The sequence below is a fragment of the Streptomyces sp. NPDC004752 genome (assembly GCF_053601275.1).
The window spans coordinates 17,731-39,463 of the sequence record NZ_JBSGBN010000074.1; the positions used below are offsets into that span (position 1 = coordinate 17,731).

General features: G+C 68.9%; 24 protein-coding genes. 7 read left to right on the top strand and 17 right to left on the bottom strand.

Translation table 11 applies throughout. The annotated features are described in order from the left end of the window. Nucleotides 1-158: 158 nt before the first annotated feature. From ACWEKM_RS27640 to ACWEKM_RS27655, 4 genes are all read right to left on the bottom strand, one after another. Nucleotides 159-593, bottom strand: coding sequence for a hypothetical protein (locus tag ACWEKM_RS27640; protein ID WP_451623949.1), 435 nt, complete (start codon nt 591-593; stop codon nt 159-161). A 121-nt stretch (nt 594-714) separates the two neighbouring features. After that, nucleotides 715-1,269: a hypothetical protein gene (locus tag ACWEKM_RS27645; protein ID WP_451623950.1), complete on the bottom strand. Its 555-nt coding sequence runs from the start codon at nt 1,267-1,269 to the stop codon at nt 715-717. Between the two features lie 160 nt (nt 1,270-1,429). Continuing rightward, nucleotides 1,430-2,545, bottom strand: coding sequence for a hypothetical protein (locus ACWEKM_RS27650; RefSeq protein WP_451623951.1), 1,116 nt, complete (start codon nt 2,543-2,545; stop codon nt 1,430-1,432). A 385-nt stretch (nt 2,546-2,930) separates the two neighbouring features. Beyond that, entirely contained in the window at nt 2,931-3,281 is a 351-nt protein-coding gene (locus tag ACWEKM_RS27655; RefSeq protein WP_451623952.1) for a hypothetical protein, read from the bottom strand. A gap of 456 nt (nt 3,282-3,737) precedes the next feature. Here ACWEKM_RS27655 and ACWEKM_RS27660 point away from each other — a divergent pair, with 456 nt between their 5' ends. From ACWEKM_RS27660 to ACWEKM_RS27675, 4 genes are read left to right on the top strand one after another with little or no spacing between them, the layout of a single operon-like run. Next, the gene (locus ACWEKM_RS27660; RefSeq protein ID WP_451623953.1) at nt 3,738-4,286 is read left to right on the top strand and encodes a hypothetical protein; all 549 of its coding nucleotides are present in this window, start codon (nt 3,738-3,740) and stop codon (nt 4,284-4,286) included. Beyond that, complete coding sequence (locus ACWEKM_RS27665; protein ID WP_451623954.1) at nt 4,283-4,684, top strand: hypothetical protein; 402 nt, start codon at nt 4,283-4,285, stop codon at nt 4,682-4,684. The genes ACWEKM_RS27660 and ACWEKM_RS27665 overlap by 4 nt, the downstream gene beginning before the upstream one ends. Before the next feature lie 25 nt (nt 4,685-4,709). Beyond that, complete coding sequence (locus ACWEKM_RS27670) at nt 4,710-5,411, top strand: hypothetical protein (RefSeq protein ID WP_451623955.1); 702 nt, start codon at nt 4,710-4,712, stop codon at nt 5,409-5,411. After that, on the top strand, nt 5,408-5,815 hold the full coding sequence (locus ACWEKM_RS27675) for a hypothetical protein (protein WP_451623956.1): 408 nt from the start codon (nt 5,408-5,410) through the stop codon (nt 5,813-5,815). The genes ACWEKM_RS27670 and ACWEKM_RS27675 overlap by 4 nt, the downstream gene beginning before the upstream one ends. A gap of 156 nt (nt 5,816-5,971) precedes the next feature. On the opposite strand, the gene ACWEKM_RS27680 is transcribed toward ACWEKM_RS27675, so the two are convergent. Both ACWEKM_RS27680 and ACWEKM_RS27685 read right to left on the bottom strand, forming a co-directional pair. After that, nucleotides 5,972-6,937: a hypothetical protein gene (locus ACWEKM_RS27680; protein ID WP_451623957.1), complete on the bottom strand. Its 966-nt coding sequence runs from the start codon at nt 6,935-6,937 to the stop codon at nt 5,972-5,974. After that, nucleotides 6,934-7,344, bottom strand: a complete 411-nt coding sequence (locus ACWEKM_RS27685) for a hypothetical protein (protein WP_451623958.1) — start codon at nt 7,342-7,344, stop codon at nt 6,934-6,936. Before ACWEKM_RS27685 ends, ACWEKM_RS27680 begins: the two co-directional genes overlap by 4 nt. 92 nt (nt 7,345-7,436) lie before the next feature. Between ACWEKM_RS27685 and ACWEKM_RS27690 the strand changes: the two genes are divergently transcribed. Further along, a complete protein-coding gene (locus tag ACWEKM_RS27690; protein ID WP_451623959.1) occupies nt 7,437-11,696 on the top strand; it encodes a CHAT domain-containing protein in 4,260 nt (1,419 codons plus the stop codon). Nucleotides 11,697-11,702: 6 nt separating this feature from the next. On the opposite strand, the gene ACWEKM_RS27695 is transcribed toward ACWEKM_RS27690, so the two are convergent. From ACWEKM_RS27695 to ACWEKM_RS27745, 11 genes are all read right to left on the bottom strand, one after another. Beyond that, the gene (locus ACWEKM_RS27695) at nt 11,703-12,389 is read right to left on the bottom strand and encodes an alpha/beta hydrolase (RefSeq protein WP_451623960.1); all 687 of its coding nucleotides are present in this window, start codon (nt 12,387-12,389) and stop codon (nt 11,703-11,705) included. 1,329 nt (nt 12,390-13,718) lie between these two features. Continuing rightward, complete coding sequence (locus ACWEKM_RS27700; protein ID WP_451623961.1) at nt 13,719-14,015, bottom strand: hypothetical protein; 297 nt, start codon at nt 14,013-14,015, stop codon at nt 13,719-13,721. 417 nt (nt 14,016-14,432) lie between these two features. After that, entirely contained in the window at nt 14,433-14,942 is a 510-nt protein-coding gene (locus ACWEKM_RS27705) for a hypothetical protein (protein WP_451623962.1), read from the bottom strand. A 299-nt stretch (nt 14,943-15,241) separates the two neighbouring features. Further along, a complete protein-coding gene (locus tag ACWEKM_RS27710) occupies nt 15,242-15,739 on the bottom strand; it encodes a hypothetical protein (protein WP_451623963.1) in 498 nt (165 codons plus the stop codon). A gap of 272 nt (nt 15,740-16,011) precedes the next feature. Beyond that, nucleotides 16,012-16,185 carry a hypothetical protein gene (locus ACWEKM_RS27715; RefSeq protein ID WP_451623964.1) on the bottom strand — a complete coding sequence of 58 codons (174 nt, stop codon included), beginning with the start codon at nt 16,183-16,185 and terminating at the stop codon, nt 16,012-16,014. Nucleotides 16,186-16,207: 22 nt separating this feature from the next. After that, nucleotides 16,208-16,486, bottom strand: coding sequence for a hypothetical protein (locus ACWEKM_RS27720; protein WP_451623965.1), 279 nt, complete (start codon nt 16,484-16,486; stop codon nt 16,208-16,210). 245 nt (nt 16,487-16,731) lie between these two features. Next, nucleotides 16,732-17,091, bottom strand: coding sequence for a hypothetical protein (locus tag ACWEKM_RS27725; protein WP_451623966.1), 360 nt, complete (start codon nt 17,089-17,091; stop codon nt 16,732-16,734). A gap of 322 nt (nt 17,092-17,413) precedes the next feature. Continuing rightward, the gene (locus ACWEKM_RS27730; RefSeq protein ID WP_451623967.1) at nt 17,414-17,803 is read right to left on the bottom strand and encodes a hypothetical protein; all 390 of its coding nucleotides are present in this window, start codon (nt 17,801-17,803) and stop codon (nt 17,414-17,416) included. A gap of 89 nt (nt 17,804-17,892) precedes the next feature. Continuing rightward, the gene (locus tag ACWEKM_RS27735) at nt 17,893-18,417 is read right to left on the bottom strand and encodes a hypothetical protein (protein WP_451623968.1); all 525 of its coding nucleotides are present in this window, start codon (nt 18,415-18,417) and stop codon (nt 17,893-17,895) included. Nucleotides 18,418-18,454: 37 nt separating this feature from the next. Next, nucleotides 18,455-19,045, bottom strand: a complete 591-nt coding sequence (locus ACWEKM_RS27740; RefSeq protein WP_451623969.1) for a transcriptional regulator — start codon at nt 19,043-19,045, stop codon at nt 18,455-18,457. A gap of 2 nt (nt 19,046-19,047) precedes the next feature. After that, nucleotides 19,048-20,697 carry a hypothetical protein gene (locus ACWEKM_RS27745; RefSeq protein ID WP_451623970.1) on the bottom strand — a complete coding sequence of 550 codons (1,650 nt, stop codon included), beginning with the start codon at nt 20,695-20,697 and terminating at the stop codon, nt 19,048-19,050. A 169-nt stretch (nt 20,698-20,866) separates the two neighbouring features. Here ACWEKM_RS27745 and ACWEKM_RS27750 point away from each other — a divergent pair, with 169 nt between their 5' ends. Further along, nucleotides 20,867-21,355: a hypothetical protein gene (locus ACWEKM_RS27750; protein WP_451623977.1), complete on the top strand. Its 489-nt coding sequence runs from the start codon at nt 20,867-20,869 to the stop codon at nt 21,353-21,355. Further along, nucleotides 21,274-21,720, top strand: a complete 447-nt coding sequence (locus tag ACWEKM_RS27755) for a recombinase family protein (protein WP_451623976.1) — start codon at nt 21,274-21,276, stop codon at nt 21,718-21,720. The genes ACWEKM_RS27750 and ACWEKM_RS27755 overlap by 82 nt, the downstream gene beginning before the upstream one ends. The last annotated feature ends 13 nt before the right edge of the window (nt 21,721-21,733 follow it).

The window sequence follows — 21,733 nt, forward strand, 5'->3', positions numbered from 1 at the left end:
CATGGGGCGGTCGTGCGCGGACCGGGCGGGCATGCGCAGGCCCCGAACACCCACGTGAGAGCGGGATGTTCGGGGCCATGGGGGAATGCGGTCAGGCCGCCCGTCCACCGGCGCGATCAACGAAGGGCGCCGGGTCGGGCATACGGCCGGGTGCACCATCACGGACAGCCGGCCGGGGCGAAGTCGTGCCACGCGTCGTCGACGAGACAGGCCGTGCACTGTCCGGGGGTGACAGGGTCGTCGCCGTCCAGGTGCACGGTGCGGGGGTGGTCACACTCGGCGCAGCGGGCCTGCACGGTGCCCTCGTCGTGAGTGTCGGAAGGCTGTTGGGAGCGGGCTCCGATGGCGAACCCGTCCATCCACATCGAGGCGAGGAGGCCGTGCAGCTCATCGAGCTGCTGGGGGTTGAGGGTCTTCCGTAGAGTGCCGAAGCCCTCGACCATCAGCTGGGAACGGTGGCCTGCTGCTCCCAGGAGGGAAAAGCTGTCGTATCCGGCGATCTTTCCCTCGGGGTCCGGGGCGTTGCCGTTGGTCTGGTCGTGGGTGGAGATGAGGGCGATCAGACGCAGGCTGTCGCGGTGGGTCTGGGTCATGTCCGGACCGTGGACTGGCGCTCCGCAAGGGGGGCAAGCGTGTCGGCTCCGGACAGACAGCGGCCCTCGACCCGCGCAGTTGGCGGTGCCGGAGGCCAGGGTTCGAGGGCAGGGCGGGCGGCTATGGGCGGTCGTTGGCGAGGAGGGCGAGAAACGGCATCACCATGGAGCGGGCCACGGGCATGTCTGCGTCGCGCCAGGCGGTGGCGGCGTCGATGGCGTGCCAGAGTTCGTCGGTCATGGGGAGCGAGTCCGCGTTCTCGCAGTCGGGTACGCGACCGGGCGAGTGGGCTCCCTTGATGTCGACGTGGGAGCCGTCGGGGTGCAGGCAGACGATGTGTCCGATGCGGCAGGGGCAGTCGTCCCCTCCTTCGCCCCGGCACATGCGCTCCTGGCCGTAGCAGTCATCGGTCAGCAACCCGATCGTGGGCCATCCGGTCACGGCGCTGAGTGCGCGCGCGAAGGCGTGGCACTGGCCGTGTGTGAATGCCTCGCGGGCGGCGTCGTCGAGGCGCCCCGGAACAACTTCGAATTCACGGTGCCATTTGCCGATCACGGTCACTGGCCGACCGGTGGGGAGGCTGAACTCATCGGTGATGCGCTGCTCGTCGGTTGCCTCGGATACGAGAGGTTGGTGGCTGCTGCTGGTGACGGCCGGTTCGAGTTGGACGGACATGGGAGGGGTGCTCCTTCGGTGTCGGATGCCCAGGTGGGCGGTGGCACTGTTGGAGCGCGGCGGGTTAGCAGCACAACGGCCGTGTGGCGGCTGGGGCATCGGTGCCGAGCACGGGAGGACCCCCGTCACCGCGCGGGTGATGGGGGCCTGGGCGCAACCCCTATGGGCGGACGGCCGGGTGGTCGGGCACGACTCGGACCGTGCGCCGGGGGTCGATGTCGCGGCCCTTGGGTCCGTTGACGTGGGCGCGCACGGGGACGCGGACGGGTCTGCATTCGCCGCCCGCTTCGATGATGGCGCGGTGCTGGTGCGGGTTGGGGCAGCGGTTCTGGTACTTCTGCGAGACCTCCCAGCGGAGTGTGTCGTCCTTCCAGTTGGGCCCGATGGTGTCGGCGGTCGGCCGGGGCTGGCTGGTGGTCGGGGTGTGGGCGGGTTCATGGATGATGCGGATGTGGCGCTTGCGCGGCGCTCGGGCGGGGCGCTTGGCCTTGCGGCCTCGCCCGCGGGAGCGGGGTTTGGTGCCTTCGGTGGTGTGCTGGGGGACGCTGACGATGTCCTCGTCCGCCGGGTCCGGGTTGTCGGGGGCGACGGTGGGGCTACGCAGGTCCCAGAAGGCGAGCAGGAGGGCCAGGAGGGTTGCCGGTCCGGCTGCGCCGAACGGGTCAGGGTTGCTGTAGCCGTTGAGGAGGTTGCCGCGCAGGGTGGCCAGGCCGTTGGGGCAGTACGGGGTGCGGGGCAGTTTGGTGCTGGCCGCGAGCTTCGGTGGCAGGTGGGTGGGGATGAGACGGGTGGCGGTGATGGTCTCGAAGTCGACGATGAGGTCTTCTCCCGTCCCTGCCATGTGCCAGGCCAGGCCGTGGATGGGGTGGAGCCCGTCGAGGCGGATGGGGGTGGGGAAGTACACGAGTCCGTCGCGAGCGGGGGCTACGTCTTCGAGGTTGCCGACCGCGATGCTGTCGGATGTCAGGTGCGGGTGTTCGGCAATGCGCTGGCCCATGCTGTGGGGCGCTACCCATACGTCGCTGGTGCGGTAGGCGGCAGCGTTGTTGTCGCACAGGTCGAGGTAGTACATCGCGCCGTCGAGGTGAAGGTCGTGTGCGGTGACCGTGATGAACATGGTCCGCAGGAGGTCCATGCCGCATGGGATTCCGCGCAGTGGTTTGCCCCAGAAGTCCGCGAGTTGGGCGCGCATCCGTTCGGCGTGGTGGGCGCGGGCTTCAGCGGTGAGGGCCGGGGCGGATATCGGGGCGGGTCGTGCTGTGGGGGTGTGCGGCATCGGGGGGACTCCCGGGTCTGAAGGTTGAGGGGTTGGTTGGTCGGACCGTGGATCGGGGCGGGGCAAGTCGGGCAAGAGCGCGGCCCGGGGGTCGGGCGGAGGCTGGACGGACGGAAGCCCCCGGCGCCACGCTGGGAGCGGGAGCCGGGGGCTGGGGGGCGTTGGCGGGGAGGGCGGCGCGATGGTGGGGCGCCGGATGTTCGGTTACTCAGGCGGGGCCTCGTCGGCGGCCGGTGTGCGCAGGTCCGGGGTGCGGTGGCAACCAGAGCGCCCCGGCGGCGTGGGAGGCCGTGCCGGGGGCTGGTCGGTGTGTGTGGTGCCGGGGAGCCGCGCTGCCCCGGCCAGCGGGCGCGGTGCGGCGGCCGGGGCGGGTGGGTAGGCGGTGCTACTTGGATGCTCGACCGTGCCGGTCGGCGAGGTCGGTCACCCAGGCGACGAACGCGGCCGCGTCTGTGTCGAAGTCGCCGGTGGTGAACTCCCGGGCCTCGTCCTTGGTGTCGTCCGTGTAGAAGCCGCCGAGGCGGCCGTGGGCGCTTACCGGGTGGGTCATGGAGTTCTCGGCGCCGGTGTTGCTCTGGGTGTCCCAGGTGAGGTCGGATCCATCGGCGAAGTGGTAGGCGCCGTACGTCTGGTCCGTCAGCTTTCCGTCGGATTCGACTTCGCAGTCGATGCCTGCGGCGGCGAGCTGTGCCAGGACGGTGTGGAAGGCCGTGGGCTGGGTGGGCTGTGCCGTCATGGAGGTACTCCTTGGTGAAGAAGTGGGTTGCTGGACGGCACGGACCATGGGGGAAGCGGGAGTTACGCGCGCAACGCGGTTGGCTGGGGCCCAGGATCTGGCAGCGGCGCTTCCCGGGTCCGGCGTGACGGAAGTCAGGTGGCTGGTGGTCTGGTCGCGGACGGCTGCGTAGAAGACACCTTCGATCTTGTAGCGTGAATCGAACTTGTTGCCGAAGTGCTCTGCGTTGGTTTCAGCGCTTGGGTGCGCTGGTAGAACGTCCACCCCATGAGGATGCCTCTCGGTCAGAGCCGGTTCGGTCGACCGGCTGCCGGCGCAGCGTGGTGAGGCGAGGGGCAAGCGGCGCAACAGCATGCGAGAGGGAGAGTCTTCAGGCGAACTCTGGCTTGGTTCATTGCGCGACACCCTGGCGGAGTCATCGCTGGGGCCCTGCAATATCGGCATCAATCAATCCAAATGTTCGAAGGATATGCGGGGACCAGCGACTCCGGTTTCCGGGCCGAGGTTGAGAGCGAGCAGGCGATCACCCGCGGCGAGGTCTACATGGAAATGATCGACTCCCACCAGCACGCGGGACTGACCGGTCCGTCCGCCGAAGAGGCAGCCCGTCGGCTCACAGACTTCGGCGAGCGCGCGCAGTTCCAGGGCCAGGTCGCGCTGGACAGACACCGCCTCAAAAGGATCATGAAGCGTCACGACCCGGCGATCTATCCCGGCGAATACATCACCTGCGTCAACGATCCGGCCAAGGCCCTCTGCGAGAAAGCCCGCCGCGGCAACAGCGAAGGACTTCCCTCGCACGGCGGCTGTCTGCCGTTGGCCTGCCGCAACGTCGCACTGACCGCCGAGAACACCGCCGCCTGGCAACGCGAGATCGTCCGCATCGACGGGCGCATCGCGTCGCGGCCAACGCCGCCACCCCGCCTTCGCCAGCTCCTTGAGAGCCGACGGGCCGAGATCGTCGAGTTCCTGACGGCGAACGGGCAGGAGGCTGTTCCGGCATGACTCGCAACGTCCCCGACCTGCCCGAGGCCCTGGTCCGCAAGCACCTTCAGGAGGTGCTGGACACCTGCCGCGAGACCAACAAGCAGCCCAGTGTCCTCATGCTGGCCCGCCGCCTTGACCTGACCAACACCACCTTCCGCCGCCGTTACCCCGACATCGCCCAAGAAATCGCTGATCACCGGGCCACCCCCGCCGCTCCTCGCACTGGTCCGACCGCGCACGACAGACTCGTCGCCCGCAACGCGAAGCTCCGGCGGCGCAACCGCGAGCTGACCACTCAACTCGCCCTCGCTGCTGCCCAGATCCAGAACCTTGCCCTGCGCAACGAACGACTCAAAGAGGCACTGGAGGAGACGTCGAACGTCACGAGCATCAACAGCAGGGCCACACGTCGTTGAACAAGGAGCCACAAGATCCTGTGCTATGCCGCCGACCGCCATCGGGGCAGGGCAGAGGAGCGGTCAACGGTCAGTTCTCAACCATGTCCACAACCTGGCGTGGACCATCGCCCGGCAGCCCGGCGGCACCATCGCCGGAGCCATCCAGTACCGCCACCACTCCGTTCAAATGTTCGAAGGATACGCCGACACCTCGGCATCGGGGTTCCGGCATGAGGTGGAGGCCGAGCAGGCCATCGCCCGCGGAGAACAGCTGGGCGACATCATCCTCAACCCCGCCCCACAGCGTCTGACCGGCCCCGCCGCCGAAGAGGCCGAAGCCCGTCTCGCCTCCCTCGAAAACGAAGTCCACTTCGCTGGGAAGGTCATCACCGACCGCAAGCGCCTGGAGCGCTTCATGCTACGACACGACCCTCACATCCACCCCGGCCAGTTCGTCACCTGCGTCTACAACCCGGACCGGGCCCTGTGCCGACGAGAAGGCGACGGTCCGTCCCTGCCCGACTGCCAGCCGCTCAAGTGCCGCAACGTCGCACTGACCGCCGAGAACATCGACGCCTTCCTCGCTTGGCTCCGGCGGCTCGAACGCGCCCTCGCCAACGGTGTCATCCTCGCCCCCTACGTGCGCGACCGCATGGAACAGCGTCGCGCCGAACTCACCGAGTTCCTCGAAGCCAACAACATCCCGACCGGCATGAACACGACGACCAAGGAGACCGTGCAGTGACCCGGCCGACCCTCACCGACGACGAAGTACAGCTCGCCATGAACCTCGTGCTCCGCGAGGCCCATGAGACCGGCCGACGCGCCACCATCACGGCCGTAGAGCGTCGGCTGGACGTCAAGCACGCCACCTTCTACCGGAACTTCCCCCACCTCATCACCTGGTTCCAGGAACAGGTGGATGCCCAGCGCGACATCCCCAAGCCGGGACAGGAGACCAAGCGCAAAAACGCCCAGGAAGACACCATCGCCGACCTCCGTCGCGAGAACACCCAGCTCCGCCGTACCCTCGCCATCTACGCCGAGTCCCTGCGCCAGCTCACCCTCGACTACGAGGAAGTACGCAGCCAGGTCCAGCAGTCTGCCCACGTAACCGACCTCGCTGCCCACCGCAACCGTCGGCAGTGAATCCGGTTCAAGTCCAGCCGCGCGGAGGCCCGCCGAACGGGTGGACGGCGCCTCCGCGCTATCTAGATCAACGACAGATGGCCCGCGGCGCGCCTAGTACCCCGAAGAGGCGCCAGAGGGTGGAGGCATCCTCAAGCCGACTGATTTCCAATCCGATCAGCCGGACTCCAACCGTGCATCAGGATCTATCGGTGGCGCCGAGCCGAGCAGCTCACCGAACCGTTCACCGGCGTCGGGGGACAGCGTCCCGGCGTGGTCGATTCCGAGCCGCTGCGCGAGGTCGTGGACATTCAGGCGGACGGCTGCTTCCACAAGCTGGGCGTAGCAATCCGTCGTGTCGCGAGTGCGCCGCCAGGCGGTCGCCCCCAGCAACACCCCCACGATGCCCGCGGGCCACCATTCGAACGCCAGCAGTGCGTACAGCACTGCCCAGGCGCCGAGTTCGGTGGCACGGGCGATGGCGGTGCGTGTCGCGGTGATCTCGTTGCGCGCTTCATCACCAAGCATCAGCCACATGTGCGGCCAGAGTTGGGCCAGGTCCAGGCGATGGTCACGCTGCAGCCGCACGGAAACAGAGTGCATTCGGTCACCGCTCCAAGTCGGACGGTCCGGGCGTTCCGCGGAGATCGCCGTCCTGGTGTGGAGCGCGGCTTGCCGCGGCCCCGGGTCGTGGGGACGGTTCAGTGCCTGTGCGCGCGCGGCCTCCTTCCACCGGACGCTGTAATCCCGGTGTGCCTCGTCCCACCGGTTCCGGCGACGATGGGTCCGGCGTCGCGCGAGGGCACGCGCTGGGCGCGGCCACGAGCGCCAGTCTGTTGCCAGTGCCACCCGTTCGATCACCGCTCCCAGGACGCGGGCCGACAGACCTGTCGCCACGGACGCCGCGAGGACGGCCGCGAGCAGTATGACCTGGCCGCCCGCTGTGGTGACCGCCGGATCATGGGCCCAGGCGGTGATGTGCCGGATCAGGAGCGGGACATCCAGTGCGTGGGAGTAACCGAGGGCTCGTCCGGCCGTGAACACCATGAGATACAGGGCCCCGGGCAGTGCCAGCAGGCTCACCCACTTGTCGGCGAGGTTCTTGCTGAGTTCGGTGCCGAACCCGCCGAGAAAATCCGTCACGTCGTGAGTGTCGTGCGCCGGAGGGGAGTGCCCGTCACATGGCAGACGGGCGTACTTTCCGGCCCCGGCCAGGCGTAACGGGCGCACGGATGATCGGCGCGAGGACAGAGCAGGACCGGTTCGCCGGGCAGTCCGGCATCGATCCCGGCCAAGGTCACCATCGACGCGTCACGGACGCGCCCGAAGACGCCCATGGCGTCCTGTGCCCGCCGCAGCGCGCGGTGAACGGTTTCGAGCAGGTCGGCGGGATCCGTGCCGTCGTGCAGGGCGGTGAGCAGTTCGTCGAGTTGCCGCAGGTCGTCTGCCGGGCCGCGTTCCAGTGTGGCGCGGATCTGTTCGACGTTCTCGCAGACGCGTGCAATGCCGTCGGCGATCTGTTCCGCCGTCCGCCTACCTCCGCGTGCCACTGGCCTTCTCCCGGATTGTCGCCGTCAGCGGGCCCGAGCGCTGTGGGTCGCCGCCATCGTACGCTGAGACACCGTGCCACGAGGAGGGCTTGATGGGACGCGATGAACTGCTGGGGTTGCTGGGGGAGTTCGTGCAGCGGATCCGAGCGACCGGCGATCCGTCACCGGCATGGTCCCCCGGTGTGATCGCGATGGCAGACAGCCTGGCAAGAAGCCTCGATGAGGAAGAGCACCCGGACATCCCAGCCAGGCATGTGTTGGGCTGGCTGAAGTGGTATCAGGCCGAAGCCGCGCCGCACGGACGGCGTCAGGCCTTGGTCGACGAGGCCTTGGACCTGCTGGCCGCGGCCTCGATCGCCATCGGCTGGGTGGACTTCCCCGAACTGCTGCTTCCCACGGTGGCCGACGAGGCCGCGTTGCGACTTCCCGCGATGCTGAACCATGCGATGCTCGGCCCGGATACACGTCTGCTCTCGGATCTGGTCGATCAATGGATCCATGTGGTGAACGCCACCCCGCAAGGGCATCCAGAGCGGGCGCAGCGGCTGGCGATAGTCTGCGGTGTGCTGGCTACCCGCTCCCAGCGCACCGATGCGCTGGCGGATCTGGACCAGGCGCTGGCCGCCGGCCGCGGCGCCGTGCAACTCGGCGCGGACGACCAGGACCTGGGGATGTATCTCTCGAACCTGGGGGCCGCTCTCAAGCTGAGGTACGAGCGCACTCACGATGCGGCGGATCTGGACGAAGCCATCGCCGTCGCACGCCAAGCCGTCGCTGTTGCGGCAGGTCACAGCGGGGTGGCCGCCGCGGCGACAAACCTCAGCGGAGTGCTGAGTCTGCGCTTCCGGCGTGAGAGCAGGCCGGAGGACGCGGCGGAGGCGGCACGAGCGTCCCGGCAAGCCGTCGCAGCAGCCGACCCGCACGACCCGAGACTGGCCGCGATCCTGCACAACCTGGCCAGGTCGCTGCATGACAGCTTCGAACTCACCCGCTCGCCGGAGGATCTCGACGAGGCGCTGGGCGTCGCGCGTCAGGCTGTACTGGCTGGCGAAGGACAGGCCGATGAAGCCATGTGCCTGTCGAACCTCGCAGACGTGCTGCGCGACACGTTCGAACTGACTGCGTCAGAAGCCGATCTGGACGAGGCCATCGTGGTCTCGCGCCGCCTTGTCGACATCAGGCCCGCGGAGCACGACTCCCGCGTCCACGATTTCTTACGCCTCGCCGAATTCCTATCCGCGCGGTTCGCCCGCACCGGCGATACGGCAGACATCGATGACGTGGTCGCGCTCAACCGGCAGGCCGTCCACGCCGTTCCCGGCAGCGCGCCGCTGCTCACCAGCCTGAGTACCGCGCTGCGGGTCCGCCACGAGGCGTCCGGGACAACGGCGGACCTCATCGAAGCCACCGCTCTTGCCCGTCGCGCCGTCGCGATCTCGGCAGTGGCGGACCAGGCCCACCTCTCCGCCCTGCTCCAGCTCGATCACGCGCTGTGGGCGGGTTTTCAACTCTCCGGTGCGTCCGAGGACCTGGACGAGGTGATCGTCATCCGGCGGTCGATCACCGAGGCGACCGCGGCCGACAGCGCGGACCTGTCCGAGCGCCTCTCCCGGCTGGCTCAGGCCCTGTTCCACCGCTTCCAAGTCCGCGGGACGCCGGCGGACCTGGACGACGCCATCTCTGTCCTACGCGACGCCCTGGCAGCCGCGGCGACCGACGCCGAGCGCATGTCCTGCCAGTCGGATCTCAGCTGCGCACTGCAGCGCCGCTACGATCACTCCAGCGCGCGATCCGACCTGGACGAGGCGTCGGACATCGCCCGAACCTTCACCGCCGTCGCACAGCCCGAACCCGCGCCGGGACTGCTGATCAGCATGGCGGTCGTGCTGGACGCTCGCGCGCGACGGGTCGGCAGTCTGGACGACCTGGATGCGGCGATCGCCCTCGTCCGGCGTGCCGCTGCCGCGACGACCTCGGAATCCCGGCCACGGGCGAGCCGGCCTCGTGGCAGTTTCCAGCTACGCGCCACGGACATCTGGACGGACCCGTGGGACGATGACGAGCCGGGTCGGACCGAGGTGCGGCGCCTGCTCGGGGCCTATCTGACACGACGGTTCGAATGGACCTACGTGCAGGCCGACGTGGACGCCATAGTGGCCTCGCGGCGGGAAGCGGCCGCGACTACGAGCGCCGACGGTACGGAGCACGCCAGGAAGCTGGCTTCGCTCAGCTACGCGCTCCAACTCCGTTACCACCGGACCGGCAACCGGGCGGACCTCGACGAAGCCGTGACAACGTGTCGGCAGGCCCTTGCGCTGGATCCGGAGAACGCCGTCTATCTGGGGTACCTGAGCTCCGCCATGCAAGACCGGTTCCTGGCGGACCGGAACGAGGCTGATCTCGAGGAAGCCATCGAGCTGGGCCGCCGCGCGACACAGATCGCGTCGGACAGCGACAGACGGGCAGAAGCGTTCGGCAACCTCTGCCAAGTGCTGGAGACCCGCTTCAAGCTGCACCCGTACACGACAGACATCGACGAGGCCGTGGATGCCGCGCGTCAAGCCCTCCAGGCCGACGACGATGCCCTTTCCCGGCCGAAGTGGCTGCTGGTTCTCGGGGAAGTACTGGTGACCCGGATCACCCACCGTCGCGGAAGTGATGCCGACGGCGAGACCGGCCGCGAAGAGGATCGCGCAGAGGCGCTTCGCGTCCTGTCGGAGCTGGTCCGCTCCCCTGCCGCGGCGCCACGGCTACGCGTTCACGGGGCGAAGGCCGGCGCATGGTTGGCCGCGGCAGCTCCTGCAACACCGGGACCGGAGGATCTGGCGCTCGCCTCCGACCTCCTGGAAACCGCAGTCCACCTGCTGCCTGAGGTGGCGCCGCGCCGGATGCGCCGCGCCGAGCAGCAGGGTGCCATCGAGTCGGCCACAGGACTCGCCGACGATGCCGCGGCTCTGTCCCTGGCCGAGCCGACCAGGCCGCCGAGCGAGCGCGCGCGCCGCGCCCTGTCACTGCTGGAAGCGGGCCGCGCTGTGCTGCTCGGCCAACTCCTCGACACCCGTGGGGACCTGACCGGGCTCCAGGAGGCCCACCCTCAGCTGGCAGCACGCTTCACAGCTCTGATCGACGTTCTGGACCGGGACGCGGACCCGGCACTGCCCGGCGACAGCGACCGCATCGGGGCAGCCACGGAGCTGGCAGCGACGCTTCGCGAGATCCGGTGCCTGGACGGCTTCGCCACCTTCTCCCTGCCTCCCACGGCCGACGAACTTCTCGCCGTCGCCGACCAGGGCCCGATCGTCAGCTTCAACGTCGCGTACCGCGCCGACGCCCTTCTGCTCACACGGGAGGGCATCACCTCGCTGCACCTGCCCGCCGTCACCGCGAGCACGGTGATCGACCAGGTCAACGCCTTCCACGTCGCGCTGCGCGAAGCCCAGGACCCGGCCGGAGACCGCGTCGCGGCGCAGTACACCATCACCACGGTCCTGAAGTGGCTCTGGGACAACATCACCGGCCCGGTCCTCGATGCGCTCGGCCACCACGGCCCCCCGGCCGACGGCACACCGTGGCCCCGACTGTGGTGGGCGCCTGGCGGATTCCTCAGCCTGCTACCGCTGCACGCCGCCGGCCACCACGACGATCCCACGAGCGGCCGGACGGTCATGGACCGCGTCGTGTCCTCCTACACGCCCACCATCCGGACGCTGCGTCACGCGCGACGGCGACAGACGGCGGCCGGCACCTGCGCGCACACTTCGCTGATCGTCGCCATGCCTACCACCCCGGGCCTGCCGGACCTACGGAACGTCCCGGACGAGACCGAGTTGCTGGCGGACATCCTGCCCGCCCCCCTCGTCCTGACCGAGCCGGACCGTGACCGGGTCCTCGCGGACCTCCCCGGCCGCGCCGTCGCGCACTTCGCCTGCCACGGCAGCTACGACATCGATGACCCGGCGGCCAGCCGGCTCCTGTTGCACGACCACGAACAGAACCCGCTGACCGTCGCCGATCTCAACGCCATCAACCTCGACGGCGCACAGCTCGCCTATCTCTCCGCCTGCCACACCGCCCTCAACCCGGCCGAGCGCCTACTGGGCGAGGGCATGCACCTGGCCGGGGGACTGCAGGCAGCAGGCTTCCCACAGGTCGTCGGGACGCTGTGGGAAGTGGACGACGAGATTGCCGTCGAGATCACCGACGACTTCTACACGGGGCTTCGCGACACACGCACCGGGAAGCTCGACCTCGGCCGTGCGGCGCGTTCCCTGCATCGGGCCGTCCGCTCGCAGCGGGACAACTACCCCGGCACTCCGTCCTTGTGGGCATCGCACCTGCACTTCGGCGCCTGACCACGCTCAGGCCTCACCCAGGATGATCCGACGCAGCTCCGGCAGGTACCGGATCACCGGATCACCCTGGAACGACAGCGGGCCGGATCGCAGGACCGTCGCCCCGAACCCGGGACTGTCGGGCCGCGGTCCGTGCACGCCGACGGGGGTTCCGTCGCCGTTGACATCGGGTGATGTGGCGTAGACCGGGCCTTTGTAGCGCAGAGCGCCCACCGTCTCGACACCGACCGCCGCGCATCCGAGAAACACCAGCGCAGCGGCGTCCAGGTCGTGCTCCCGCGCCGCGAGACCCGCGACGAGCCCTCCGTAGCCGTGTGCGATCACGGTGACCCTCGCGGGAGCACGCCAACGTCCGTAGTGCTCCGCCGTAGCGGGCAGTCCGGCGAGGAACCTCGCGAGCCGCGGGGCACCGGTGGCGGCGGACGCCGCGTCCCGGGCCTCCTGGGGCGACCGAGGCGCCACGTAGTCGGCCCAGGTGATGACGGAAAGCGTGTCGTCGTCCGGTCCCGAAGCGAACTTGCGGAACAGCTCCTCCGCTCGCTTCAGCTGCCGGTCCATGGCCTGCGCCCCCATACTGACGCCGGGAACCATCACGACCACATGGCGCGCGTCGTCCGGGTCGTTCCGTGCGATGACCACCCGCCCCTCGTCGATGTCGAGATGCAGGAGCAGAATGCGGTTGCTGTCTGGCATGGACGGCAGTCTGAGCGGCCGGGCAATGCGATGGCAACCGTCTTGGGAAACAATGGACTTGAGCAATAACCCATGCCGCCGTAGATCCGACGCACACTTCCGCGTGGGGTGCCCAGCACTGGCAGTAGCCCCGCCATCGACCGCCAGGTGAGTGACCCCAAGATCAGTAAGGGTCAGCCGACTTCGCCAGCGGTCCGTACACGGCGGGGCAAGCAGCAGACCTGTCAAGGGTGGGGATAGTACCTGTCACACACGGTTACCGCGACGCGAGGCCGCTGTCTCTGGCGTAAGCGGACACATGCGTCCCTCCTGCGCAATGGACAACCCTCACACCCGACGTTGGACGTGTCCGAACCTGCATAAGCCAGATAGATCGTCACCGAATGCCCGATAGATACAAGTTCGCCCTTATTGGTGCGTCTTGGTACGGGGTCCGCGAAGGACACCACACCCCGCACGTCCGAGGTGAGCAGGGCGTCGAAGGTGCGGGCCAGGTTTCAGTGTTCCCCGGGCACTCGTCCAGCAGCACGAACCGCGAGCACTCCAGCGCGGCGACATTGGGCTCCAGGTCGGGCAGTACGCGCTCGAGAACGGCCTTGCTGACGGAGAGCCCGAACACGGCCACTCCGCTCAGTCGTGGTTCGCCGTCGGAGATGGTGAACAGGCCGAACGTCTTCTTGGCCGCCGGAGGAGCCGGAGTAGTGGTGCCGGAGTACGAACTCCTTGGCCGTGCGCACGGCGAGCGGCTCCACGATGTAGTGGCGCGGGTCAAATCCGCCGGCGCTGGTGTGCCGCCATGAGTGCCGTCGGTCCCGCCACCGCTGGCACCATGGCGTCGCGGTGGGGAACTCGCCGAGGTCGTTGGTCGGCAGGACGTCTTGGAGCTGGGGTGAAGACGGGCGGGCGAGAACGGGCTGCATGTTGGCAGAGCTGGGCACGGGCGTCTCCTTGGACGTGGTGCGTCTGGGTGGTGGCTCCGAAAGCCAGGCCGTCGGCGCGGGGATAGGGCGCCGAAGTTCGGGCGGAACCGGCCGGTGCGGTGGCGCTCTGGCGGCGTGATGCGGCCGGGATGGCGGGCGCCGGTCGAAGCGCTGTTGGCCGACCGGCACGTGGTGACCCAACGTCTGGACGGCGGCGCACCCGCGTGGAGCCGTCCCGGCCCGCAGAGGGCTGCGGGCCGGGGGTGCGGCCGGTGTGTCAGGTCTCGGGTTCATCGTGGTGGGGCAAGCGCCAGGTGCCCGCAGTGCCCAACTGGGCTACGTACTCGTCGGCGTCGGGCAGGTCGGCGATGGGTTGCACCTGCTCCCCCGGGGATGACAGCGCCGGGCATCACGTCGTGGACGGGGAGCCTTCGCGGACGGGGTCCGGGTCCAGGGCCCGGCCGGTGGTGTCGGCCGGCGGGTCGGTGAGGTACAGGCTGAGCCAGTCTCCGGCGGCGGGTGTCTGAAGGGCGGCGAGGTGGTGGAGGACCGCCCGCAGAGCGGGGGTGTCGTAGCGGGGTTCGTTGTGGGTGGCCCCGTCGCGGAAGCGGGCGGCGGCCTGGTGGGCGAGCCATGCGGGGGTGTTGCCGAAGTGCCCGGCGGGAAGCTCGACGGCGAGCGGGCAGGGCTGCATGTTGTAGCTCATGGTGCGTACCGCAAGGCGGGCAGTCTGGACGAGGAAGGGTGCGGTGGCCTCGCTCGGGAAGGGCAGCTCGTGGGCGGCTGCCCGGGCTGCGAAGGGAACGGTCTGGGTTTTGCCGGTGGTCTCGTGGCGTGCGTTGTCGTTGGCTTCGTACGCCGTGTTGCTGTTGCAGGACTGAGCCTGTCGGGTGGGCGGTGGGCCGGGAGTCTCCCGCCCGGCTGCACCGGGTTCTTTCAGGGCGCTCCGCCAGGCGGAATCACTCGCGTGGCACCTGCTCGGAACGGTCCACCAACGCGGTGACCCCCGGAGGCCGCGTGTGATGGCAGCGCCCGCGAGCGGCTGGGCAGACAAAAGGACGTCCCCGGAGCCGCCCAGAAGAGGGCGGTCCGGGAACGTCCTGTGCCGGTGAGGGTGGTGCGGTCAGTCCTGCTGGCGCATCGCCGATCCGTAGGTGCGCCGATCGAGGTACGTCAGCGCGTCCTTGGCCGCTCGCAGGAGGGAGCCGGTGAGAAGGCCGAGCTCGTCCAGTTTGCTCAGGGCCTCGGTCGGCTCAAGCCCGTCGAGCCAGGCGAGCAGGGAGCCGTCGCTTGCGTCGGCGTGTGCAGCGCGATCCTTCGCTTCCTCACACAGGGCGGCGAGGAGTGCATCGGCGAGCTGCTGCCCGGTTCCGAAGGGACTGGGGCGGTGCTCGGTGATCACGTCGCGGAGCCAGTCCGGCCAACTGCCCAGGTCATCGAGATCGGCCCGGCTGACGTATGCGTCCTCGCCGTCGTCGGCGGTGAGGCGGACCGCCTTCAGCGCGGTATCGGTGAAGCTGAGGGCGACCTGTGCGATGGCCCGCTGCTTGCCGAACATGTCGATGAAGTGCTGGTTGCTCGGCAGATCGACAGTGATCCTGCGCCGTTCACCCGAGACAACTGAGTTGATCATGAAGTAGGTGCTCCTGTCCGCTGGAATGGTTGCGCGGCCTACTCGCTGCTGCTCGGCGAACGTCACGCGGGAGGCAGTTAGCTGTGCAACTTCGTCGGCGAAGCCAGAGGATGCCGGTCAGGGCCAGCGCACGACGGCCGCCCCGGGAGGGAGCGCCGCAGCGTCAGCGCGCTCATGGCGACTGCGATCGGCACCGGTGCCTGAACATCCGTCGCGGTGCGGTGGGGCAAACGGTGAGGGGTGTTCCCCGCGGGGAACACCCCTCACCTCACTGCACCAATGCGCTCTCGATCGCTCAACTATGTTGCCGCATACGGCCGTTCATAGTCGGCGATAACCTTCCTCACGCGAGTGCCGAGGATGGCCTCCCCGGGTCCGGCGAGCCACTGCCCGGTCGTCAGGGCCGGCGTCTGGTGCAGGCTGACGATGAGTTCGGAGAGCGCGATGTGAGGGGACCCGTTGGCGTTGCACGCGCTCTCGAAGCCGCCAACCCCGGGCACGTACGCGACGTAGTGGCCGTCGGCCTCCTCGAAGTACGGGTCCTGCCAGAGCAGGAATGCGGTGTCCGGCGCGTCCTTTCGCAGACGAGCGGCCAGGTCGTCGGAGGCGCCCAGAGGGGCGTGGTGGCTGCCGTAGCTCTCCCCCAGCCGGAGGGAGGCCGGTGTGGTCCTGGCGCGTCCGGCGTGCATTCCCCAGTCCGTGGCGAGGCCGAAGGACTCGATGGCCCGGCGGACGGCGGGGTGCTCGTGTTCGGGAGAGTCGTAGATGGTGACTTGAAGGGGTGACTGCGAGGACATGGGGCTCCTGTCGTCGATCGGTGACGACGGGCGCATCGCGGAGCGGCGGCCCGGTGGAGCGCACTGTCGGAGGGCGCCCGCCAAGCGTCGCAACTCCTCCACCGGTCCCTGTTTTGACCAGTCCCGGTTGCGGAGTGGAGGGCAGGGGACGCCGGTTGGAACGGCGCCCGGGCCCGCACGAGAGTGTGCGGGCCCGGGCTGGAGACGGGTGGTGGGGCGGGTGGCTTCGCGGGAGGCCGGTGAGTCCCGGTGCCCGGAGCGGACGGTTGCTCTCAGCCCAGGATGTTCAGGAGGGAGTGAATGCGGTGGGCTGTCTCGGCGGCTCCGAGCCTCAGCGTGCCGGTGAGGACCTGCTGCGCCGTGGCGTCGGTGATGTCCCAGTCGTAGCCGTAGTCGGAGCTCAAGGGGTTGTGGAAGTGCATCACGTGGGAGTCCGGGAGGTCCACGACTACGTACTGTCCGGCTGAGTCACCTGTCTCCCGGTGGGGCGTTCCGCGGCTGCTCAACTCGGTGGTGGGTGGCGTCGGTCGGCCGGTGGTCGGTGGGCAACGGGGGCGTGAGGACCTTGAGGACCTCGACCAGGGCGGTGGCGGGAGGGTTTGCGCTGGTGGTGGGCGCGATGCGGGCGACGAACCGGTCGAAGAGACGTTGAGCGGTGTCCTTCGCTTCCTGCTTCGAGGGGAAGGCGCCGTGCTGTGGGATGCGTACGGGGAGTTGAGTTGTCAGGGAAAACCCTTCGCCTCGCATGATCGAGGGGCTGAGGCTGAACAGGGGGGCCGGGCCAGTTGCCGGAGAACTCCTGCTCGGTGTGGGGTGACTTGTCCTGCCAGGTGAGGGGGAATGTGCGCATGGGTGGTGTCCTCTGGAAGTTCGAGGTGTCGCGGCCTGTGGCGCTGAGTGACGGGCGGTGCGGGCGAGCACCACGCGGATGCTGGCTGGCCGAGAGGGGCGAGCCGGGCAGGCGGCCGGGAGCGGGAGTGATTGCTCGCGGCTCAGGCGCGGAAGACGGTGTCGCCCTGGACGGTGATGTGCATCGGGACGGTCTCGTCGGGATCGTCGTGACGGACGAGACGCTGGTCGACGGTGTCGAGGTCGGCGCTGACCCGGAGTTCGGCGGAGTCAGCGTCGAGGTAGACGAGGACGCCACCCAGCTCGAGCGCGGGAAGGGTGTCCTCTCCGTCGAAGCCGGCGGACTCGACCGGCCAGAAGCGGGCGGCACGGTGGAGCTCATGGCGCAAGGGCTGAGGGGCGGACGGCGTGCTGCGGCCGAACCAGTTGGTCATCGCCGTGCGGCCCTTGGTGATGCTCGTGGCAAGGCGGCGGGCGCGGGACATGACGGATTTCGCCAGCATGGAAGCTCTCCTACGGAACCTGGGGGCGGCGCAAAATCACCAGCCGACTGGGGCCCGCTGGGGCTCACTCAAGATCGGTGGGGCGCCTGGTTGCCAGACGGTAGGAAGCGGGTCGGTTAGTGCCGCAAGTGCCAACGAGGGCTTGGACGGACCATCGGGCCGTGGGGCTGGTAGAGGAATCAGCGCGGCACGCCTCAGGCCCCGCCCAATGGGCGGGGCCTGGGATGGTCGGTGGCCGGGCGCTGTGTCGCCCGGGTTGGGGGTGATGGGAGCTGGCGGTGTGCTCAGGTGACGGGGTCGTGGCTTCGGGGATCTCCGCGGTCTACTCTCTCGCCCACGACACGGTGTCAAGCAGGTGAGCGACTGACTGCTCCTCGAAGGGCCCGAGGGGAGGCTGCACCTTGCCTGCGCTGTGCAGTTTCAGCAGTTGCTCGCCCATCTGCGCGAGTTCCTCTGCCTGCCGTCCTGAGATGCGTACGTCCTGATCGACGAACCCCGTGATTGCCATGATCTGGGCAAGGGATTCTTGGCTGTATCCGGCTGGCAGTGTCAGTGATTCGGGCGCGACTCGATGGGCTGCACAGCGGGCGATGACGGAGGGCGGACAGGAAATGAACCCGCCGGCGTTCCGTGAAATGTATTCGTCTGCATCCACTCGGAAGGTGCCCCGGATCTCCGGGTCGACTGCTCCGCCCGGCATGAATCCGCTCATGTAGAGACCTGCCTCGTTTCCGTTTCGGCTGGGGTTGTTTGGTGTCCTGGCATGGTTCGTGCAGCCCGGGACGGGAGTGGGGCGGGCGCCTACGTGCGGCGTGGTGTCGACCACTCAACGTCGTCGAGGAGGGCGCCGATCCGGCCCACCAGGTATCGGTCGGCGATGGTGAGCCAACGGCGGGCATAGGGAGGCAAGTTGGCTGCTGGGTTGGCGTCCAGGCTCGTCTCGGCCCACTGGACGCGGTTGACGACGCGGCGGGCGTGGGCGTGTACGGCGTCGATGCGGTGGCGCCGGTCGAAGGGGATCGTGCCGCGCATCCAGTGCACGCGGCTGATGTCGTCGCACGCCAGGCGGCTGGCTCGGGCGAGAGGCGCGAGGTCGGGGGTGCCGCCTTCAGCATGTTCCCGGTGAGCGGCCGCGCATTCCAAGATCACTGTCGTGGCGCGGTAGACCAGCCGGTAGCGCCACTGAGGGCGGACGAAGGCGTGGTGGACGGGTTCCGGGAGCGACTCGCCCAGGCCGAGCTCGGCGAGCGCTGCCTTGAGCCGGTCGGATGTCTGTGGGTCAAGGTTCCGTACCGTCGTCTGGGCGCTGATGCGTGTGAAGAGCATGGCTCGGAGTCCTTGTCCGTCAGAGGCGGCCGGGATGTCAGGCGTTGAAGCCGAGCGACTTGGTGTACTCGTAGGCACCCCAGTCTGATCCGATCGCGTCGCGCAGCTCGTCGACCCATGCATTGTCGAGAGGTTTCTCATTGCCCTTCTCCCAGGCTCCGTCCGCCCAGGCTTCGATGATGCGGTCCCACTTCCTGATGTTGATCTTGCGCATCTGCTTGTCGCGGCGCCGGTGGCGGTCCTGGACGAAGGTGTCGTCGGCAGGGTGGATCTCGACGCGGGTGCCGCCGCCGGCATTGAGTCGCTGGAGGAGGTAGCGGGCCACGTTATGGCGGCGCATCCGCCGGTAGGTCCGGTCGATCAGGACGAGGTTGGCCAGCTTGGGGTGCTGGGTTCCGTCCAGCCATTTCGACAGGGTCTCGCGGCTGGGGTTGAGGCCCTCGCTGGCCATGAGGTTGCGGGCGTGCTCGGAGCGGGTCATGTAACGCAGTCGCGCCGTCAGGCCGCGGCGCGTGGTCACCGGGGAGGTGATGCCGCCCGCGAGATTGTCCAGGACGCGGGCGGCGGCGAGGCTGCTGAGCTCCCCCATCGCCCTGTAGTGGCCGAAGTCGATGTTCCTGTCGGGCACTTCTACGCCTCCGAGCCGATCGTGATCGTCCGCTGGTTCTTGGGCTTGATCTCTGTCACGCCTCGTCCTTCGGGGAAGAGGAGACGACGCCCTGTAGTGACGGCTGCACGCCAGTCGCCGATCACGTGGAGCTCGTCGGTGCCACTGACCCTAACGACGTGCAGCCCGGCGGCGTGCGCCTTGAACGCCTTCTCCCAGAGGTTGGAGAACGCCTGCGAGCGGATGATGTGCATCCAGTCGGGACGGTGCAGGTCACGGTTGTAGTTCGAGTCCCCCATGGTCGACACCAGCTTCGAGTACATGGCCTTCACGTACTCCTCGGCCACGATGTCGCCGTCGGCGATCGCCTCGGCCCGCACCTCGGTGAGGGCAGCACGCGCGTACTCCAGGAGGTGCTCCGTGCTGCCGCTCGTCCAGGACTCATGAATCTCCGGAGGAGCGCACAGCCGCCCGTACTTCTCGGAGGCCGCGCGGTTCAGCTGACGCAGAGTGGGTTCCCCGATCCACAACGGACCGTCTTCATCGCGCGCACCCAGCGGATTGGGAAGGTGCTCGTGCGTCCACTCCCCCGGTGTAACGAAGTGGAAGCCGGACCGCCGCAGCTGGATGGTGTCGATGTGGCCTTCACTGTGCGTGAGTTCGCCGAGCGGCAGATGAGTCTTGAGGGAACTGAGGTAGGCGCCGTTGACGTCGAGTTCGTCGACCGTGTGGGTACCGGGCGGCAGGCTGTCCCAGGCGCGGCTCCACTTGGGGCGGGCTTCCCAGATCTGGTCGGGCTTGTCCTTGGTCGGCTTCTTGAGGATGTCGGGAAGGGGCGGGAAGGCGACCACGTCGTAGCGGCCGCCGCGGCGGGTGAGGTCGAGGAGCTCCATCGCGTGGGGGATGGCCTTGCGGACAAGGAATGCCTCGGCCGCCTCCAGGTCACCGCCGTGCTGTTCGAGCGCGTCCTGGATGTTGCGGCGCAGGAAGGCGACACCGGCGTCCTTGGTGTCGCTGCGCTCCTGGCGGGGGCGGGAGGGACGCCCCTCGCGCGACGGACGCGGACGCCGGGATGCGTCGGGCTCGCGGGCCGGGGCGGGTTCGCTGTGGTGGGTCTCCTGGTTCCCTTGGGGCTCGGCCGGAGATTCCTGCGGCTGGGCGGCGCTTGCCGCTGCTGCGCACTCGTCGGCGGAGACGTGCTGGGGGAACCCTTCGAGGGCGGTGGTGGCCGGGAGCTGGCACAGCACGCAGGGTGCCGGGGCGGGCAGCTCGGTGACGTCGTCGGCCGGAGCAGGCGCGGGTTCGCTGCTCTGCGGCTCCGGCGACGCGGTTGAGGCCGGTGTGGTCGGCGCGTCGGTGGTGGCCGACGCCTCATTGCGGATGGCGATGAGCTGCGTCACCTTGCTTCCCCGGCTGCTGGCGTATGCCTCGCAGGCGTCTTCCGACCCAGCAAGGAGTGTGAGCGTCGGGATGCCGAAGTGCTGTGCGATGGCGTCGGCCTCGTCGAAGGTCCACGGCGAGCGGCCCGACTGGCGGCGGCTGACGGTGTAGTTGGGCAAGCCGATTCCGTCGGCCAGCTCGTTCTGCTCCTGGCCGGCGACCTTAAGCAGCGCCTCCACGGATCCTCGCAGGACCTCGAGAGTGCTCTTCGGTGTTTCCAGGTCGTTCGGCATGCTGCCACGCTACCGATCGAATTGCCCTCAGTGCAACTCGGTTGCAGTGAGGGCAATTCAGAGTCTCGATCGGGTGATCGCTGTGTGGGGGATGTGGCCGAGGCATGACGGGAAGGCTGCGGCTGCTGGGATGGGACCAACCGCAGAACACATCGGAAGGGAACGGTTCATGAGCAGGCCCGTGCTGCCCGAGCTCACCGTGCAGGTCGTCACGCCGACCGGGGCGCAGCGGCTACTGGCGCTGACGCGGGAGACCGGGTGCCGGCCTGATCCGGATGTGGACCACGCGCGCCGCCTCGCACACGACATGGCGTGCGGGGCCTGGGATGACGCGAACCCCGCTCCCCTCGCGCTGTGTTCGCATGGAGCGGTGATCAGGGGTCTGCACCGGCTTCACGCCGTGGTGATCAGCCAGGTACCCCGCGGCTTCCTCATCGCTCGGGGCGTCCCCCACCGGGTGCGCCACGTGCCGAGACCCAAGGCCCGGACCGCGGCGGACGCGGTGGGGGTGATCGGGGTGGCCTCGCACCGCAAGGAGGTCGCCGCGGCCGTGCACCACGCGAAGGACTGGCCGCTCTGCTCAGCTTCGCCCGACCCGGGGACCGGATCAATGTGCTCACCCTGGACCGGCTGGGCCGCAACATGCGCGAGACCCTGAACCTCGTGCACGACCTCACCGAGCGCGGCGTCTTCCTGCGCACGCTCGGCGACAATCTTGCCGTGGACACCAGTGAGCCGGGGCCCGGCACCGACATGGCCATCGCGCTGCTGGCGATGTTCGCGCAGATGGAACGGATCTACATGCTGGAGCGCGCCGCCGGCGCCCGCGCCGCCAAAGAAGCCCGCGGACTACCGACCGGCCGCCCCGCGAAGCTCAACGCCACCACCCGAGCCGGAGCCGCCCAGAGGATCAAGGACGGCGCAATCCCCGAACAGGTCGCTGCCGAACTCGGCGTCAGCCGCTCCACGCTGTACCGGGAACTACGCAAGCACCGCGAAGCCGCTGCCGGGCCCGTCGGATAGGAAGGCTGACCAG